11 protein-coding genes are annotated in these 18,397 nt (G+C 74.0%); 6 read left to right on the top strand and 5 right to left on the bottom strand.

Annotation, left to right across the window (positions count from 1 at the left end; genetic code table 11):
- Nucleotides 1-27: 27 nt before the first annotated feature.
- From rbfA to E4U92_RS30815, 4 genes are all read left to right on the top strand, one after another.
- On the top strand, nt 28-477 hold the full coding sequence (gene rbfA, locus E4U92_RS30830) for a 30S ribosome-binding factor RbfA (protein ID WP_137303736.1): 450 nt from the start codon (nt 28-30) through the stop codon (nt 475-477).
- Nucleotides 474-1,379, top strand: a complete 906-nt coding sequence (truB, locus tag E4U92_RS30825) for a tRNA pseudouridine(55) synthase TruB (RefSeq protein WP_137303735.1) — start codon at nt 474-476, stop codon at nt 1,377-1,379. The genes rbfA and truB overlap by 4 nt, the downstream gene beginning before the upstream one ends.
- 265 nt (nt 1,380-1,644) lie before the next feature.
- Entirely contained in the window at nt 1,645-5,208 is a 3,564-nt protein-coding gene (locus E4U92_RS30820; RefSeq protein ID WP_137303734.1) for a trypsin-like peptidase domain-containing protein, read from the top strand.
- A 133-nt stretch (nt 5,209-5,341) separates the two neighbouring features.
- Nucleotides 5,342-6,298, top strand: a complete 957-nt coding sequence (locus E4U92_RS30815; RefSeq protein WP_137303733.1) for a bifunctional riboflavin kinase/FAD synthetase — start codon at nt 5,342-5,344, stop codon at nt 6,296-6,298.
- 115 nt (nt 6,299-6,413) lie between these two features.
- On the opposite strand, the gene E4U92_RS30810 is transcribed toward E4U92_RS30815, so the two are convergent.
- The 3 genes from E4U92_RS30810 to eccE form a co-directional block, all read right to left on the bottom strand.
- Nucleotides 6,414-9,695 carry an SCO5717 family growth-regulating ATPase gene (locus E4U92_RS30810; RefSeq protein ID WP_137303732.1) on the bottom strand — a complete coding sequence of 1,094 codons (3,282 nt, stop codon included), beginning with the start codon at nt 9,693-9,695 and terminating at the stop codon, nt 6,414-6,416.
- Between the two features lie 362 nt (nt 9,696-10,057).
- Complete coding sequence (locus E4U92_RS30805; protein ID WP_137303731.1) at nt 10,058-10,834, bottom strand: hypothetical protein; 777 nt, start codon at nt 10,832-10,834, stop codon at nt 10,058-10,060.
- A complete protein-coding gene (gene eccE / locus E4U92_RS30800) occupies nt 10,834-12,015 on the bottom strand; it encodes a type VII secretion protein EccE (RefSeq protein ID WP_373311624.1) in 1,182 nt (393 codons plus the stop codon). Before eccE ends, E4U92_RS30805 begins: the two co-directional genes overlap by 1 nt.
- Before the next feature lie 375 nt (nt 12,016-12,390).
- Here eccE and eccB point away from each other — a divergent pair, with 375 nt between their 5' ends.
- Both eccB and mycP read left to right on the top strand, forming a co-directional pair.
- On the top strand, nt 12,391-13,911 hold the full coding sequence (eccB, locus tag E4U92_RS30795) for a type VII secretion protein EccB (RefSeq protein WP_137303729.1): 1,521 nt from the start codon (nt 12,391-12,393) through the stop codon (nt 13,909-13,911).
- A gap of 30 nt (nt 13,912-13,941) precedes the next feature.
- A complete protein-coding gene (gene mycP / locus E4U92_RS30790) occupies nt 13,942-15,279 on the top strand; it encodes a type VII secretion-associated serine protease mycosin (protein WP_137303728.1) in 1,338 nt (445 codons plus the stop codon).
- An 86-nt stretch (nt 15,280-15,365) separates the two neighbouring features.
- Here mycP and E4U92_RS30785 read toward each other — a convergent pair whose 3' ends face one another.
- The gene (locus E4U92_RS30785) at nt 15,366-15,890 is read right to left on the bottom strand and encodes a hypothetical protein (protein WP_137303727.1); all 525 of its coding nucleotides are present in this window, start codon (nt 15,888-15,890) and stop codon (nt 15,366-15,368) included.
- 66 nt (nt 15,891-15,956) lie between these two features.
- Entirely contained in the window at nt 15,957-18,275 is a 2,319-nt protein-coding gene (locus E4U92_RS30780) for a DUF6571 family protein (RefSeq protein ID WP_137303726.1), read from the bottom strand.
- Nucleotides 18,276-18,397: the final 122 nt, after the last annotated feature.

Raw genomic sequence — 18,397 nt, 5'->3', positions numbered from 1 at the left:
CGGAAAAGAAAGAACGGGAGACGACCAGTGGCCGACAACGCGCGGGCTAAGAGGCTGGCGGACCTCATCCGAGAGGTGGTGGCCCAGAAGCTGGTGCGCGGGATCAAGGATCCCCGCCTCGGCTCGCACGTCACCATCACGGACACCCGGGTCACGGGTGACCTCAGGGAGGCGACCGTCTTCTACACGGTGTACGGGGGCGAGGAGGAGCGGGCGGCCGCTGCCGCGGGCCTGGAGAGCGCCAAGGGCATCCTGCGCTCCGAGGTCGGCCGCGCCGCCGGCGTGAAGTTCACGCCGACGCTCACCTTCGTCGCCGACGCCCTGCCGGACAACGCCCGTACCATCGAGGACCTCCTCGACCGGGCGCGCCAGTCCGACGAGAAGGTGCGCGAGGCGTCCGCGGGCGCCCGGTACGCCGGCGAGGCCGACCCCTACCGCAAGCCCGGTGACGACGAGACGGACGACACCGCCGAATGAACCGCAGGACCACCGCGCCCGACGGCCTCGTCATCGTCGACAAGCCGTCGGGCTTCACTTCGCACGACGTCGTGGCCAAGATGCGCGGCATCGCCCGCACCCGCCGCGTCGGCCACGCCGGCACCCTCGACCCGATGGCGACGGGTGTCCTCGTCCTCGGCGTGGAGCGGGCCACCAAGCTCCTCGGGCACCTCGCCCTCACCGAGAAGGAGTACCTGGGCACCGTCCGTCTCGGCCAGACGACCCTGACGGACGACGCCGAGGGCGAGATCACCGCCCGTGCCGACGCCTCCCGGGTCACCCGGGACGCCATCGACGCGGGGATCGCCAGACTCAGCGGCGACATCATGCAGGTCCCGTCGAAGGTCAGCGCCATCAAGATCGACGGCGTCCGGTCGTACAAGCGGGCCCGTGAGGGCGAGGACTTCGAGATCCCCGCCCGGCCGGTGACCGTCTCCTCCTTCACGGTGCACGACGTCCGCGACGCCGTCGCCGAGGACGGCACCCCCGTCCTGGACCTGGTCGTCTCCGTCGTCTGCTCCTCCGGCACCTACATCCGGGCCCTGGCCCGCGACCTGGGCGCCGGCCTGGGGACCGGCGGCCACCTGACGGCCCTGCGCCGCACCCGCGTCGGCCCCTACAAGCTGGACGCCGCCCGGACGCTGGACCAGCTCCAGGAGGAGCTCACGGTGATGCCGGTCGCCGAGGCGGCCGCCGCCGCCTTCACCCGCTGGGACGTCGACGCGCGGCGCGCCCGGCTGCTGACCAACGGCGTCCGCCTGGAGATGCCCGACGTGTACGCGGGCGCCGGCCCGGTCGCCGTCTTCGACCCCGAGGGCCGCTTCCTGGCGCTGGTCGAGGAACAGAAGGGCAAGGCCAAGAGCCTCGCCGTGCTGGCCTGAGCCGCGCGCCGGGCGCCCGCCCGGACGGGACCGCTCCGCCCGTGGAGCGGCGGACACGGGGTGCGCCCCCGCCGCTCCACGGTCCCCCTCGGTTCCCCCACACCTTGGGTCTATCCACGGTGCCCCGCACCTTCACCCGCCCGGACGGGCGCTCGGAGTGAACCGAGGGAGCGTGAGGGGGCGCGTTCGCCCGCCGCCCTGTCCCGCTGATCATTCCCCGCCTACCGTCGAGGACGAGTACGCGGGCGTGGCGGGAGGTACGACGATGACGGCAGCCGTCCCACCCCCGGACGCCGCCCTGGTGCGCGTCCGGGACCTGGCCGGCCGCCCGCGCGGCGCCGGCTTCGTCGCCGACCACCACGGCACCGTCGTCACCAGCCACGAAGCGGTCGACGGACTGCCCCGGCTGGTCCTGCTCACCGCCGACGACCGCAGCGTGGAGGTCACCGCGGACGCGGTCACCCCGCTCCCCGAGCTGGACCTCGCCCTGGTCCGCGCCGACGGCCTGGACGCGCGCCCGCTGCCGGTCACCGCCCGGGACCGGGTCGACGCCGGCACCTACGTACGGCTCCTCGCCGGGTGCTGGCGCGAGGCGCGCGTCCTTGCGTCGACCTCCGTGACGTACACCGCCACCGACCGCGTCCACGTCGTCGAGGACGCGCTGGAACTGGCGATCGGCACGGCCGGCCGGGACGCGCTGCGCCTCGGCGGGGGAGCGGCCGGCGGCCCCGTCCTCGACGCGCGGACGGGCGCGGTCGTCGGCGTCGTCGGCACCGCCCTGCGGTCCGGCCACAGCGAGACCGGCTTCGCCGTCCCGCTGCGCCCCGCGACCGGCCCGCTCGCCGACCTGCTCGCCCGCAACGCCGCGACGGTCCCGGCCTACGGCGCCGACCTCGGCCTCGCGGGTGTCCTGGAGCTCACCGCCACCGCCCTCGGCTCCGACGGCCCGCCCGGCACGCTCCCCGGCCACCCGGACGGAGCCCCCGACCCCGTCGAGCGCCCCGCCGTCCGGGGCGAGGCGGCCGCCTTCCTGGCCGGCGACACCCCGGTCCTCGCCCTCGTCGGCCGGCCCGGCAGCGGCCGTACGACGGAACTCGCGGCCCTCGCCGCCCGGCGCGCCCGGGGTGCGGAACCCGCCCCCACGCTGTGGCTGCGCGGCGCCGACCTGGAGCCCGGGGACACCTCGCTCGCCGACGCCGCCCGCCGCGCCCTGGCCCGCGCGGCCCGGATCGTGGCCGCGTCGCACGGGGTGACCCCGGCGAACCTCGGCGACCTCGACCCGGACCGCCTCGCCCGTCTCGCCACGGCCTGCGACCGCCCGCTCCTGCTGCTCCTCGACGGCCCCGAGGAGATGCCCCCGGCCCTGGCCCACCGCCTGACGGCCTGGACCCGCGCCACCGCGCGCTGGCTGGAAGGGGCGGGGGCACGGCTGGTCCTGGCGTGCGGGCCCGAGTACTGGGAGGAAGCGGGGATCGGGTTCCCGCCGGCCATGCTGCACGGCACCGCACGGCACCCCGCCCCGCACGTGCCGCTGCCCGACCTCACCCCCGAGGAGGCCGCCCGGGCCCACGCCCGCCACGGCATCCCCGACGGCGCCCTCAGCGGCGCCGACGCCCGCCACCCCCTCACCCTGCGGCTCCTGTCCGACGTCCTGTCCGCCCTGCCCGGCGGCGCCCGCCCGCCCGGCCCCCTCGACCGCGACGACGTGTTCGCGGCCCACCTGGACCTGATGTGCCTGCGCGTCGCCGTGCGCCTCGCCGCGGAGAACGGCCTGCGCGGCACGGCCGTGCGCCGCCTCGCCGCCCAGGTGGCCGGCCAGGTCCACGAGGCCGCCCGGCGCAGCCTCGGCACCGGCCAGGGCGCACTGGACCGGGAGACCTTCGAGGCGGTGTTCCCCTGGGGCCCCGCCCCCGCCCGCCTGGGCGGCGGCACCGGCTGGGCGTCCGCCGTCCTCACCGAGGGCCTGCTCGTGCCGGCCGGCAGCGGCTACCGCTTCGCCCACCAGGACCTCGCCGACTGGATCCAGGGCATGCACCTCGACCTCGACGGCGCCCTGCACGCCCTGGTCCACCGCCCCCGCGACCGGGAGGACGGCGGCCCCGGCCCGGTGCCCGTCCCGCACCACCGCATCGGCCCGGTGGTCGAGGCGCTGCTGTACCTCGCCCGCCGGCACGGCCCCGGCCCCCTCGCCGAGCGGCTGCGCGACCTGGTCCACGCGACGGACGCCGACCCCGGCGGCTGGTGGGCACCCCGCCTGCTCGCCCACACCCTGCGCCGCGTCCCGGACGCGACGCCGTACACCGACGTCCTGCGCCTCCTGGCGGACCGGACGGCGGCGGCCCGCGGCTCCGTGAGCGCCGTCGTGGACGTGAGGACCGTCACGGACCCGGCGGACGCCACGGACCCGGCGGACGCCACGGACCCTGCGGACCTCGCCGGTCCGGCGGGCCCGGGGGACCGGCCCGGCCCCGGCGGCGCGCGACCGGCCGGGTGGCCGGGCACGTTCGGGCCCGCGTTCTGGGCGGGGCTGCCACTCCCGCTGGAGACCCGCCTGGACCTCCTGCGCCGGCTCGTCCTCGCCGACCCCGCACCCCAGGACACCGACGCGCCCCGCTACCTGGACGCCGCGGCCGGACTCCTCGCCACCGCGCCCACCCTCGTGGCGGCGCAGCTCACCCGCTGGTTCGACGACGAGCGCCCGCTGCCCGCCACCCCGCACGCCACCGTGGCGACGGCCGCGCAGGCCCTGCTGCACACCCACCGGCACCGCGCCCTGGACGACCTGGCCGAGGTCCTGGTCGACTGCGCGCACCGGCGGGCCGACGAACTCCTCGCGGCGCTGGCCGAGGAGGAGCCGTCGGCGCTGTGCCGGGCCGTCGACCGGTGGGCCCACGACGAGCGGCCCGCCCGCCGGGTGGCCGCGGTGACGTACGGGCTGCGCGCCGCACCGCACGCCACCACCGACGCCGACCGCGACCTGCTGCGCTACGCCGCCCTCGCCCTGCTGTCCCGCCCCGCCGACGCCGCCCTGCACGGCGGCGCGCTCGGCCTCCTCGTCCGGGACCCGCGCACCCGCGCCCGCCACCTCCCGCAGGCCGTCGAGCACTTCCTCGCGGGCGATCCGCACCTGCCGCCGGGCGCGCTGCTCGCCGCCCTGGAGACCCACCCCGAGCCGGTGCTCGACACCGTCCGGGTGCGGCTGCGCCACCGCGACGCCGACCCCGGCCGGCTGCTGGGTGACCTGGTCGAGGCCGCCGCCACCGCCGCCGCCCCCGCCCTGGTCCGGCGGATCGTCCAGGTGGTGCGGGACGCGCTGGAGGAGCGTCCGGAGGCGGCCGGCGAGGTCGCCGCGTACGTCGACCGGCGACTGGACCGGCCGGACGAGGTGCCGGACGTCCGGCCCGTCCTCCGCCCGCTGGTCACCGGGCTGCTGGACGGCGGTCCGGAACGCGTCCGGGCGACGCTGGCCGCCGTGCTCACCGCGCCGGGCGCCCCCCGCTCGCGCCCGCTGCGCACCGAGCTGCGCGCCTTCCTGCTCACCCACGAGAGCGAGCCGTCCGTCCTCACCGCCGTCCTGCACGCCGCCGCCCCGCAGGAGGGGCCGCACGTGCGCGACCTCGTCCGCCGGGTCGGGCTGCTCCTGGTCCGCACGCCCGAGGGCGCGGCCCGCTTCGACCGGGGCGTGGTCGACCTGGGCCGCCACGTCCCGGGCTTCGCGGCACGGATGGCGGCCTGGCTGGCCGAGGAACCACAGGAGTGGGCGGTGGTGATCGGTCCCGGCACCCGACGGACGCTCGAGAACCTGGCGGGGGTACGGGTCCCCGCCTGACGGGCCCCGGGCGGGCACGTGCGCCCGGTCACACCTCCATGCCGATGCGGGCAGCGGGCACCCGGCATGGCACCCTTAGACCTGCGCAATCGGTCAACGGTAGATACGGACACGGGTTCGAGGAGCGGTCACAGTGCAGCGCTGGCGTGGCTTGGAGGACATCCCCCAGGACTGGGGGCGCAGCGTCGTCACCATCGGCTCGTACGACGGGGTCCACCGCGGCCACCAGCTCATCATCAAGCACGCCGTGGACCGCGCCCGCGAGCTGGGCGTCCCCTCCGTCGTGGTGACGTTCGACCCGCACCCGAGCGAGGTCGTCCGACCCGGCAGCCACCCGCCGCTGCTCGCCCCGCACCACCGCCGCGCCGAGCTGATGGGCGAGCTGGGGGTGGACGCGGTGCTGATCCTGCCGTTCACCACCGAGTTCTCGAAGCTGTCCCCGGCCGACTTCGTGGTCAAGGTGCTGGTGGACAAGCTGCACGCCAAGGCCGTCGTCGAGGGCCCCAACTTCCGCTTCGGCCACCGGGCCGCGGGCAACGTGGAGTTCCTCGCCGAACAGGGCACGGTCTACGACTTCGAGGTCGAGGTCGTCGACCTGTACGTGTCGGGCGAGGCCGGCGGCGGCGAGCCCTTCTCCTCCACGCTCACCCGGCGCCTGGTTGGCGAGGGCGACGTGACCGGCGCCGCCGAGATCCTCGGCCGCCCGCACCGGGTGGAGGGCGTGGTCGTCCGCGGCGCCCAGCGCGGACGCGAACTGGGCTTCCCCACCGCCAACGTGGAGACCCTGCCGCACACCGCGATCCCCGCCGACGGCGTCTACGCCGGCTGGCTGCACGTGGGCGACGAGGCGATGCCGGCCGCGATCTCCGTCGGCACCAACCCGCAGTTCGACGGCACCGAGCGCACGGTGGAGGCGTACGCCATCGACCGCGTCGGCCTCGACCTGTACGGCCTGCACGTCGCCGTCGACTTCCTGGCGTACGTGCGCGGCCAGGCGAAGTTCGACTCGCTGGAGGCCCTGCTGGAGCAGATGGCCGAGGACGTCAAGCGCTGCAAGGAACTGGTCGCGGAGGCGTCGGCCGGGCGGTGACCCCGCCCCGCCGGGTGGCGGAGCGGCGGAGCAGCGACGGAACGCGCGAGGGCGGCCGGTGTCATGTCGACACCGGCCGCCCTTTGTTCGCGGCCGGCGGGCCGCTGCGGCTCCGCTACTGCTGCTGCGGGGGCGGCGGGGGCGGGGTCCGGCCGTCGTCCGGGGTCTGGCCGTGGTCCGGCTCCTGGCCGTGGAACGGCCCCTGGGCCTGGCCCTGACCGTGGCCGGCCGGGGCGCCGTGGGGCGGCTGCGGGTAGCCGGGCTGGGGAGCGGGGGCCGCCTGCGGGTACGGCTGCTGCCCCGGCTGGGGCGGGTACGGCTGGCCGTAGAGCTGGCCGGGGGGTGCGGGGTGCGGGGGCTGACCGGGGTGTTGGGGCTGGGCCTGGTGTCCGGGGTGAGCCTGGTGTCCGGGGTGGGGCGGCTGGGCGTACGGGGACGCCTGGGGGTAGGGCTGCTGCGGGGGGTAGGGCTGAGCGCCCTGCGGCGGGTACGGCTGACCCGGGACCGGGCCCGGCATCGGCTGGCCGGCCATCGGCTGACCCGGTCCCGGCTGGCCCGGCATCGGCTGGCCCTGGACCGGCTGGCCCGGCATGGGCGGGGCCGCCACCGGGGGAGGGTTGCCGTCGCTCGTCCACAGCCCGTGGGCCTGCTGGTGCCGGACGAAGTCCTCGGCGACCATCGCCGCGAGGTTGAAGTACGCCTCCCGCACCTTCGGCCGCATCATGTCGAGGTCGACCTCGGCACCGGCCGCGAGGTGCTCGTCGAACGGCACGACCACGACACCCCGGCAGCGCGTCTCGAAGTGCGCCACGATGTCCTCGACCTTGATCATCTTGCCGGTCTCGCGGACACCCGAGATGACGGTGAGGGAACGGGAGACGAGGTCCGCGTACCCGTGCGCCGACAGCCAGTCCAGCGTCGTACTGGCACTGCTCGCCCCGTCCACCGACGGCGTCGAGATGATGATGAGCTGGTCGGCGAGGTCCAGCACCCCGCGCATGGCGCTGTAGAGCAGGCCGGTGCCGGAGTCGGTGAGGATGATCGGGTACTGCTTGCCGAGCACGTCTATCGAACGCCGGTAGTCCTCGTCGTTGAACGTCGTGGACACGGCCGGGTCGACGTCGTTGGCGATGATCTCCAGACCCGAGGGCGCCTGGGACGTGAACCGCCGGATGTCCATGTAGGAGTTGAGGTACGGGATCGCCTGGACGAGGTCACGGATGGTGGCCCCGGTCTCCCGCCGCACCCGCCGGCCCAGCGTGCCCGCGTCCGGGTTGGCGTCGATCGCGAGGATCTTGTCCTGGCGTTCGGAGGCGAGGGTGGAACCCAGCGCGGTGGTCGTGGTCGTCTTGCCGACGCCGCCCTTGAGGCTGATGACGGCGATGCGGTAGCAGGACAGCACCGGCGTGCGGATCAGCTCCAACTTCCGCTGCCGCTCGGCCTCTTCCTTCTTCCCGCCGAGCTTGAAGCGGGAGGCGGCGGCAGCGGGCCGGCCGCTCTTCGCCTTCTGCTTCTTGTTGATCAGCCGGTCGGACGACAGCTCGACGGCCGCGGTGTAGCCGAGCGGAGCGGCACCGGGGTTCACCGGCTGACGCTGGTCGTGCCGGACGGGCTGCGGCCAGGCGGCCCCGGTGCGCGGGTCCACGGGCGCGGTCGGCTGGGGCGGCTGCGCGGGACCGGGCTGGGGGAAGCCGTAACCGTCCTGCTGGGCAGGGGGGTTGGGCCGGGCCTGCGACGGTGGCTGTGGCTGTGGCTCAGCCTGGGGCTGGGGCTGGGGCTGGGGCTGTGCTTGCGGCTGGGGTTGCTGGGGGAAGCCGTAACCGCCGACGGGGGCGGCGGGCGGCGTGGGGCCGGGCTGGGGGAAGCCGTACGCGCCGGGTGGGTGGGGGGCGTTGGGCCGGGCCTGGTGCGGGAAGCCGTAGCCGGGACCGGAGTCGGGCGGACCGGGCTGCTGCGCCTGGTGGGGCTGGGGCGGCTGGGACTGGGCCTGCTGGGCGGGCGTGGCGGAGGGCTGGGGGAAGCCGTAACCGGCCGGGGTGGACTCGGGTGACGGAGCCTGGTGCCAGGCGGGCGGCGCGGGGGCGGGTGCCTGCGGCTGCACGGGTGCCTGCGGGACGGGCGCGTCCGGGGCCTGCTGCGGATACGGCTGTGCCGCCGGCGGCTGCTGCTGGGCGGGCCACTGGGCGGCCGGTGCCGGCGCGGCGGGCTGGTACGACGGCGGCAGCGGCGGCACGTCGGCCGACGGCGGGGGCGGGGGAGCCCACGCCGGGTGGGCGTCGGCGGCCGGGGCGGGAACGGGGGCGTCCGGGGAGGCGGGTGCGGACTCCGGCCGGGAGGTCTCCTCCGGGGCGGAGGGCGCCGGGTCGTCGTCGGCGGCGCCGTCGGCATCGGCTGCGGCGGGGGAGTCCTCGTGCCCGGTGTCCGCGGTGCCGGCCGTGTCGGGGGCGTCGGACGCGTCGGGCACGTCGGGCGTCTCCGCGGCCGGTGCCGGCTCCGCGGAGTCATCGGTGCTCGCGTCGGTGTGGTGACCGCCGTCGTGACGGTCGTCGCGGGCCTCGGCAGGGGCCGGGTCCGCTCCGTCGCCGGTCGGCTCGGGCCGCTCCTGCTCCCCGGCCTTGTCGTCCGTGGCGGCGGCCAGGGCCTGCGCCTTCTCGGTGGCGGCGGCGAGACCGGCGAACTCCGGCGCGAGGGCGACCGGCGCGAACTTCATGGTGGCCCCGCTCTCGAGGTCACCGCTGCCCTCGCCCCCGGCGACCGGAGCCGCGGGGTCCGCAGCGGACGGAGCCGGAAACTGGGCGGGGGACGTCGGAGGCTGCACGGCGGGCGCAGCCTGGGGCGGCTGCTGAGGCTGCACCGGCTGAGGCGCGTGCCGCGGCTGCATCGCCTCCGGCGCATGCTGTGGCTGCTGCGGCTCGAATCCCGGAGGGAACGGCACACCGGGCGCCGGGACGGCCGGGGGAGGCACGTAGGCGCCCTGGGGCAGTGCTGAGGGGGGAGCGGGCTGCGCGGGCGGCCCGGGCGGGAACGGCACCCCGGGAGCGGGCGGTACGGGAGGAGCGGGCTGCTGCGCGGGCGGTGCGAGCGGTGCCTGCTGGAAGGGAGCCGGAGCAGGGGCTGGGGCCGGCGCCGGAGCAGGATGGGGTGCCGGCGGCACGGCGGCCTGTCCGGCCCGTCCGTCCTCGGCACCCGCCTCGGCCACCTCCCCGGGGGCCCCCTCCGCCGGCTCGTCCGCACCGCTCCCGGAGCCGGAGTCCCCGGAGGCGTTCTGCGTGTACCAGGCCGGTGGGGCGTAGTCGATGGTGAACTCGCCCGTCATCTCGATGGCGGACTCCGCGTCGGGCTGGTCATCGCCGGGTGTGGCCCAGCCCCCGCGGATCCCGTCCCGATCGCTGCTCACAATTCCTCCTGGTGCGGTCGGCCCCTCTCCTGCCGTGCCGGGGCGACCATGTGTCGTTCGTATCGTCCGAAGTGCTGCGAAGCCGAGGCAGTTCCGAGCGGTGCGCGACGCGGTCCACCGGCTCTCCCCCTGGGACGCGGACCACCTCTCCACGGGTACTGGCAGCGCGCCCTGTCCCAGCCTAATCACCAGTAGCCCCGACCCGGCAGGCCCGCCCGCCCCTGCGCATCGGTCCGCTCCGTCGCGCCGGGCGCTGCAAAGCCGCACGTACGACGCGTACGGCGACAAAAGGGGCTGATGCTCACGCCCGGGTGCCGGGCGGCGCACCGTCCGGGCCGGCCCGGCTCCCGGCGTTCCTTTCCTCAGTCCACTCTGCGCGGCGCCCCCAGCAGTCCCACCTCGGCGTCCGTCGGCTGGGTCATCACGTACTGCCGGTCCTGTTCCGCGCACCAGAGGGTGAGTCCGTCGGGGAGGTTCGGCAGCGCCTCGTACTCGGCGGGAGGCAGGCCCGTCACCCGGCCGATCTCCCGGGCCTCGTCCGGCGAGACCCGCTGCACGCCCACGAGGGGGGCCTGGCGCATCAGCCGGGGCGCCACCGGGCTCAAGTAGGGCAGCAGGGTGAGCACCGCCTGCCAGGGCGCCGACGTCACCCGGCCGCGCGGCGGCCGCATGCCGCAGTCACGGACGACGAGCACCGGCGCGCCCGCGGAGGCGCCCTGCGGCGGCACGCGCCCCACGTCGTGCACGGTCATCCCGGCCTGTCCGCCGCCCACCGCCTGCACGAGCTGGGACCACTGCTGCGGGCGGCCGGTCTCCACGGCGACCCGCGCGCCGGTCGCCGTGGCGCGCAGCGCCAGGACCTGCGCGGTCCACAGGCTGCCGATGAGCACGATGTCGTAGGGCGTGGGCCGGCTGACCCCGAGCACGGCGGGTTGACCCGCCGCGTTGACGCCCGCGACGACACCGTCGTCCCCGAGGGGCAGGGCCAGCGCGTCGATCCGGTCGAGGGGGAGGGTGTGCCGCGGATGCCGGGGACCGAGCAGCCCGAACCCGGTCGGCAGCCGCAGCCGTTGGCGCAGTCCCCGGGCCGCCGGGGGAGCGGGGCGGGCCGGGGCGGCGGGAGTCGTGGCGGGGTTCATCAGCGGGTACCCCCGAGCGGCAAGGTCGCGAGGACGCCGGGCAGTTGTTCGTGGTCCAGGCGCACCAGGCCGGTGCGCGTCTCGCGCGCGGCGCGCTCCAGTTCGTCGCGGGCGACTGCCAGTTCGTTGCTGCTGCGGCCCGTGACCCGCACGTGGGCGCTGACGGTGACGTCCTGTTGCCCGCCCCGGCCCAGCGTCAGGCTGAACGTCGTGGCCAGCGCCGGTACGGACGTGAGCCGGGCCACCCACTGCGCCGGCCCGGCGGCGGACCCGTCGAACGCCGGCCAGCGGCGCACCCAGTACGTCGTGTGCCGGCGGTTGTCGCAGCGCCAGCTGTCGGCCGATTCCTCGGTGCGGCGCCGGGGCACCTCGCCGGGCTCGCCCTGCGCGGCCTGGGCGGTCACCATCGGGTTGGCGCACACCGACGTGGCGATCGCCGCCGACAGTTCCTCCTCGGTGAGGACCGTCGCCCGGAAGCCCGCCCCCGTCAGCCGGCTCGACAGGTGGTCGGCCGAGCGGACCAGGCACTTGCGCGCCCCCGGCAGGCCACCGCCGCGTGCGGCGACCGCCTCCGGGCACAGCTCGGGGTCGAGCTTCAGCGCGATCCACATGATGCGCACCGCCGGTGCCGCCGTCTGCGCCAGCAGGCGCTGGTAGTTGGTGACGACGAGTGACTGCTGCGGAAGGTGCGGGGCCGGCGCGGCCTGCGTGTGCACGACCACCTGGGCCGACTCCAGACGTATCCCGTCGACGTCGAGCACGTCCCGCACGAGGGCGAGCGGCAGCGGTCGCAGACCCCGCTCGGCGCGCAGCGCCCCGGTGTCCGACTCGACCTGGAGCACCACCGTGAGGAAGCCGCCGTCGCCCACCAGGCCGACGGGCCGCTGCTCGCCGTCCCGGGCGTGGCTGTACGTCCGCAGGTCCGGGTCACACTCGACGGCGGGGGCGAAGCCGGCGTCGGTGCCCGGCGGCACGGTGCTGCGGGCGGCCAGGCGCCGACGCCCGCGCAGCGCGAGCGAGTTGACCAGCCACTCCGGCAGGGAACGCCGACGACGCCGTACGAGCGCGAGGGCCACGAGGGCGGCGGCGGCCACCACGGCCGGTGCGAGTGCGATCGGGCCGGCGAGCCATCCGCACACCACGAGTGCGGCCGCCACCTCCAGCAGCACCAGCCGCTGCACGGCGGACGAACCCCCGCGCCCCGTACGCGTCGTCAGGTGCGGCGAGACGGACCGCCCGACGACACCGGACCCGCCGGCGCCCCGGCCCGTGACGCCGTCCGACCGCGCCGCGGACGGCACCCCCGGTTGCGAACGCGACCGGCCCGGTGGTGCGAAGGCCATCACCCAACCCCCCGAACTCTCCTGGAACATCCGCGCGCCCACCGCCCGGCAGGGCCAGAGCACCCTACCGGTGCCGCACGCGGTACCACCCAACAGGCATAGTAGGGGCCGGGTCTGACAGCGCAGGCCCGTGAGGCGGGCGAGAGCGGGGGCGTGCCTCCCGCGGGGCCCGTCAGGCCCCCACCACTCCGCACGGGGAGAGAGCGGACACAGATGGCATCACGGCGCGACGAACTCAACGCCTACACCTTCGCGAAGCGCCGCCTCCTCGCGTCGTTCCTCCGGCCGTCGCCGTCCGGCTCGGAGGAGGGGGCGCCCCGGCCGCTCGGCGCGGTCGTCCCGAGCGTCGTCGTCGGGGTGGTGGTGCTCGCGGTGTTCGGGGCGATCGGCCTGTTCAGCCCGACGGCACCCAAGGGCTGGGACGAGCCCGAGGAACACGTCATCGTGGCCAGCGACTCCACCACCCGCTACGTCGTGCTGCGGACGGACGGCAAGGCACAGCTCCACCCCGTCCTCAACATGGCCTCCGCCAGGCTCCTGCTGAAGCCCGGCAGCAGCGTCCTCACCGTCGACGAGGAGGTCCTCGACGGCGGCAGGCCCCCGCACGGCGCCACCATCGGCATCCCGTACGCGCCCGACCGCCTCCCGTCCGCCGACGCGGCGGCCCGGGCCAAGCGCTGGGCGGTCTGCGAACGCCCGGCCGACGGCGGCCGCGCCGTCCAGAAGGCGGCCTTCGTCCTCGCCGAGAAGGAATGGCAGCGCACGGAGGGCGACGAGAAGCTCGCCGCGGGGGACCTGCTGTACGTCGTGGGCCCGGACGGCACGACGCGGTACGTCGTCGACGCCGGCGGCACCGCGTACCGGTTGGCCGACCCGTCCGACAAGGAACTGCTGAAGGCGCTCGACACGCGCGGCCGCGCCCCGCAGCGGGTCTCCCAGGACTGGCTCGACACCCTCCACCAGGGCGACCCGGTGTCCGTCCCGCACATCGACGGCGTCCCGGGCGCCCCGGCGCACGCCTCCGCCGGCCTCGGGGCGTACGACCGCGTCGGCATGGTCATCAAGGCGTACGACGGCTCGGTCATGCAGTACTACGTCGTGCTGCCCGGCAAGGTGGCCCGCGTCACCGAGTTCACCGCGACCCTGCTGCTCAACAGCGGCGCCCTGCTCGCCGTCGGGCAGGCGGGCGAGGCGCGGCAGGTCAGCCCGGGCGCGGTCGTCGACAGCACGGCGTTCGAGGGGGAGAAGCACTGGCCGTCGTACCGGCCGAGGACCGTGAACGCACCCGCCGCCTCCACCGGCCGCGACACCGTCTGCAGCGTCCTGCGCGCGGTGGACGCCAGGAGCGGCCGCACGACCCTGTCCACGTGGGCGGGCACCGACTTCCCCGCCCCCTTGGCCACCGGCTCCTCCAGCGCGTACGTCACACCCGGCTCGGGCCAGCTCTACCGCCAGTTCAAGGGCACGGAGACCGGGGCGGGCGCCGTCTTCCTGGTGACCGACACGGGCCTGCGCTACGCCCTGCAGTCCAACAGCGACAGCGCGACCGACGACCGGGGCGTCGGCACGTCGGCCCGGCAGCGCGAGGAGGAACTGAGCGAGGCCCGCATCGCCCAGACCCGGCTCGGCTACGAGGCGGTGGACCCGGTGCCCGTACCCGCGGAGTGGTCGACGTTCCTGCCGACCGGCCCACGCCTGTCCGAGGCGGCGGCCCGCCTCCCCCAGGGCTCGTAGCGGGACGAGGAAGGAAAGGGGGCGCGGTACATGAGGACGACCCATGCGTCCGTCTCGGCGAGGAAGGCGAGGAAGGCGAGGAAGGCGAGCAAGGCGAGCAAGGCGCGGCAGCGCGACGGAGCGGCGACGCCACGCCCGCCGCTGACGTCGCCCGTCAAGGCACTGGCGGCGGCGACGTCACTCGTGCTGCTGACGCTGCTCCCGGCCGCTCCCGCCGGTGCGGCGGACGGCACCCAGTGCACGTTCCCGGCCAAGCCGTACACGGGCCGGCCGTGGGCGCTGCAACGGGTCAACCTCGACGCCCTGTGGGCCCGTTCGACGGGCCGGAACGTCCGGGTAGCGGTGATCGACACGGGCGTGGACGTGCGGAACCCGCAACTGGCCGGAGCCGTCGACGCGTCGAAGGGCGCCAACTTCCTCCCGCCGCCGAAGAACGCCCGCGGCGAGACGATCGAGCGCGCCGACGCCCGGGGCACCACGGACCCCGTCGGCCACGGCACACGCGTGGCGGGCATCATCGCGGCGCGCCCCGCGCGAGGAACCGGCTTCGTGGGCCTCGCACCCGGCGCGACGATCATCCCGATCGCCCAGAACAACGCGGAGGGGAACGGCACGGCGCTCACCCTGGCCGAAGCGATCACCTACGCGGTCACTGCGGGCGCCGACGTCATCAACATCTCCCAGGACACGGCCGACGCGGTGGAACCCGACGCGAGGCTCGAACAGGCCGTGCACCACGCCCTCGCCCAGCAGGTCGTGGTGGTCGCCTCCGCGGGCAACGACGGGCTCGGCGGCAACGCCAAGCCGACCTACCCGGCGTCGTACGAGGGCGTCCTCGCCGTGGCCTCCTCGGACCGCAACAACGAACGCGCCCCGTTCTCCCAGTCCGGCGACTTCGTCGACGTGGCCGCCCCCGGGGTGGACATGGTCTCGACGGTCCCCGGCGGAGGACACTGCTCCGACAACGGAACGAGCTTCTCGGCGCCGTACGTGGCGGCGGTGGCCGCGCTGCTGAGGTCCGCGTACCCGTCGTGGACGGCCCAGGAGATCGTCGCCCAGATCGAACAGACCGCGGAACGCTCCATCCCGGGCCACGACCGCCTGGTCGGCTGGGGCGTGGTCGACCCGGTCAAGGCCCTGACGGCCACCGACCCCACCCACCCGATCGACTCCCCCCACCCCCAGGAGGGCCCACCCCCGCCCGAACCCCCGACGATCTCCCCCCTCCACCTGGGCGAATCCCCCGAACAACGCACCACCCGCCTCGCCACGTACGTGGTCATCGGCGGCGCGGCGGGGGCGGCGGCGCTGGGCGGAGCGGCGGTGGCGGTACGGGACGGGCGCCGGCGGCGGGGGGTGGGGCGGTGACGGGGCTGGACAAGCCGGCGGCGCCGCTCCCCAGTGCGGCGTTACGGCCCACTTGCTGACGGCCGCCAGCGCTCGCCCAGGAAAGGTCAGCGGCAGGTTGCAGAGGCCACGACGCCGTCGGTGTAGTCGTCGATCAGCTTTTTCACGGCGACCGAGTCGTCGACGTCGCGTGCGTACACCTGGATCGCCGTGAACAAGGTGTAGCCGGAGTAGCCGGCCCTGCCACAAGCCTCCACCTTCCTCAGCGCGCCGGTGCCTGTATGGAGCGAGGTGCCGTCACCGGAGAGCTGAGCGGACTTCAGCTGCGGAAACGCATGGGCGACGACGTCGATCCCGTCCCCGTCCTCCCACCACTCCTGGCTGGCGATGAGCGCCACACGACCGTCGACGTTGACCTGGCATCGCTTGCGGTGGGGTGTCGGATTCCTTTCCTGCACGGCGATCTTTTCGCCCGGAGGCAGGAGCTTCGAAAGCACACCGGCGTCTACCGGTACTTCACAAAGGGCTTCGGGACTGGCGTACTCTTTTTTATTGGAATCGGTCGAGCAGCCCACGAGGATGCTGACAAGAACGCATGCTGTTGCGATCTTCCTATTGACTCTGAACAGCAAAGGAACTCCTCGCTTGTGTTCGCCGAAGGAAACGAAAGCCTTTTGGGACGCCAACGGTAAGCGTCATCAGATCTCTGTCAGAAGGTCAGGTGCTACACGCTCCATGTAGGTCCCTGCGCGCAGGTAACCCTTGCTGGCCTCGCTTTCCGCCACAGAAGCCAGATCTTCCGCGTCCGCTAGTCGGTACTTCCGCGTAGCTTCCGCGGCGGCGTTTCGCGTGTACTTCAAGTTGTTGTCCTGGCCGTTCTCCCAATTCTCGCCCATCTTCGGACCGGCGTCGTCCTTTTCGCTGCCCTCGACATCCTTGAACATCTCCTCGAGGACGACGCTGGTCACCGTTCCGGCGGCTCCCCCGACTCCGGCGCCCACGACAGGTGAAGCGATGAAGGAAGTACCCACGCCCAGTCCGGTACCGATCACCCCGGAAGCGGCGTTCTTCCATTGATTGACGGCATGGTCGTAATCGTCATCCGAGACCGACGCTGTACCGGCGATTGCTTCATTACGACCCATTGCAAGAGTCCCCGACACCTCACCCGAATGTCCGGCAATGGCTTGGACGGTGAGCCGCAGGTCGTGGTGTGGGCGTTGAGATTCCGGTAGGTCAGGATTCAGGTGGTATTCCATGAGATCACTCATGTACCTCTTTTGGGCTACTTCGACAGCGGCATACCCCTCTGGGTTCTGGCCGAGGGCGAAGAGGAAGCGGGATGTATCTCGGTGGTTCAATTCGGCTGCAGAGCCCGCTACTGGATACAGTTTCTGGATCCTGTCCCAAGCCTCTTGGTCGCTCGTGTCGTTACTGCCGGGGTGTGGATCCACATCAGTCGCCGCGCGATCGATATCGGCGAGGTACTCGGAAGCGATTTGCCCCATACTGTCTGACATATAGGCATGATCCGTCAGACGAGTACTGTCGTCCGAAATGGAGGCGACGATCGCTTCGAACAGCTTCGTCTGCCCCTTGTGATGAGCGGGAGTGTCCACTGCGCGCAATTCGCCCGCCGGATGTCCCGTGGTCGCAGCCTCCAGGGCCATGCCCAGGTAGTTGCGCCCGGCAATGCTCTCCTCGCCCTTGGCGTCCACGTCCTGGGGCCAATCTCGCTCTTCGAAGAGGTAGTCGAAATTGCTGAGCGTCCGCTTCTCCTGTTTGCCGTTGCCGTCCGCGTCCTGAGTGAAGTTGTGGTCCTCGTCCTTCGTGACGAACGTGTCGTTGAAGAACTCCGTGGCGGCGTCGGGGTTGTTCGACAGCGCTCTGAGATATCCGGTCATCGGGTCCCACCCGGAATCCGTGCCCGTGCGGTTGAGCAAGGGGTCACCGCCGGTGCGGCTCCACGCGCCGTGGCGGCCGTTGCCCGTGAACTTCTTCTCCGTCTCGGTCAGCTTGTCGCCGTAGTCGACCAGGAACCGGTCGTCGTAGTCGCCCCACCGCATCAAGTTGGTCATCACTTGCGCCCCGAGGGGGAAGCCACCCGTACGCCCGACCGGCTTGTCGGCCAAGTCGACCATCCGGCCCTTCCAGTCCGCCATGCCTGCACTGTCACTCTGCGAGGCAGTGGCGAGCGTAAGGCTCAGGCTCTTCTGCAGGTCGTCGTACCGGTCATGACGCTTCTGTCCCACGTCCCCTGCACCCGGCACGTCGTTCAACCCCGTCCAGAAGTCGAGCGTGCCGCGCGCCCCGAGATCCGTGGCGAAGCGTTCCGCGAAGAGGTTGTCATTCGCGTACTTCTTGAGACCGGCGTTCAGGAGATCGAATTCCGCCGTGGTCAACTCGTCCGGATCCTTCTTCGCAAGCCTGGCCAGCTCGTCCGCCTTCTTGAGGGCCGCCGCCGCGCTGTCCCGGTCCTTGTACCGAGCATCCGAGAACCCCAGCTTGCTCTGGTCCGCGAGGGCCTTGAGGACCGTGCCGGCGGAGTTGTCGCTCTCGGTGGCCTTGTCGAGGATGCCCTGGATCTCGTCGCGGAGTGCCGTGACGTCGGCCGTCCGGTCGGGTGCGTTCGCGGTCGCCGTCTGCGGCGGCACGCTCGACGTGACCATGAAGGCGTCACCGGACGGAAAGACGGAGAGGCTCCTCTTCCGGCCGTTCTCGACGGCGGTGGTGAGCTGCCGGTGGTAGCCCTTCAGTTCGCCCAGGGTGTCGCTGAGGATCTGGTGGATGGTGCTCGCCTGGGTATGGGCGTCAGCGAACTCGCCCGCCGTCTTGCCGATGAACTCCTTGCTCACCTGCTGGTTCATCCCGGCCCAGTTGGCCTTGTTCGCCGCCTGGTGCAGGCCGGACTCCGCGTCCTTCTGGAGCTCGGCGAGGTTCCTGACGAGGGTCGCCCAGTCGGTGACGGCGTCGTCGAGGAGACTGAAGTTGGCGTGGAAGAGCGTCTCGAAGTTCATGCGGTCGTCCCTGGGGCGGTCGGGCGGTCGAGTGGAGGACGGGCGGCGGAGGAGGGCGAGCAGGGAGGCCGGCGAGGGGCTGAGGTGCGCGGGAGACCGCGCTGCTTCGGCCCCGGTCGGCC

The sequence above is a fragment of the Streptomyces galbus genome (genome assembly GCF_005280195.1).
Lineage (GTDB): Bacteria > Actinomycetota > Actinomycetes > Streptomycetales > Streptomycetaceae > Streptomyces > Streptomyces galbus.
Note: the sequence above shows the minus strand (reverse complement) of the source record. Positions and strands in the feature narration are given on the sequence as shown.

Bases quoted from the DNA above. Each gene is read 5' to 3' on its own strand.
- truB (WP_137303735.1), top strand. From the start codon at position 474: ATGAACCGCAGGACCACCGCGCCCGACGGCCTCGTCATCGTCGACAAG.
- mycP (WP_137303728.1), top strand. From the start codon at position 13,942: ATGAGGACGACCCATGCGTCCGTCTCGGCGAGGAAGGCGAGGAAGGCG.
- E4U92_RS30780 (WP_137303726.1), bottom strand. From the start codon at position 18,275: ATGAACTTCGAGACGCTCTTCCACGCCAACTTCAGTCTCCTCGACGAC.
- eccB (WP_137303729.1), top strand. From the start codon at position 12,391: ATGGCATCACGGCGCGACGAACTCAACGCCTACACCTTCGCGAAGCGC.
- E4U92_RS30820 (WP_137303734.1), top strand. From the start codon at position 1,645: ATGACGGCAGCCGTCCCACCCCCGGACGCCGCCCTGGTGCGCGTCCGG.
- E4U92_RS30805 (WP_137303731.1), bottom strand. From the start codon at position 10,834: ATGAACCCCGCCACGACTCCCGCCGCCCCGGCCCGCCCCGCTCCCCCG.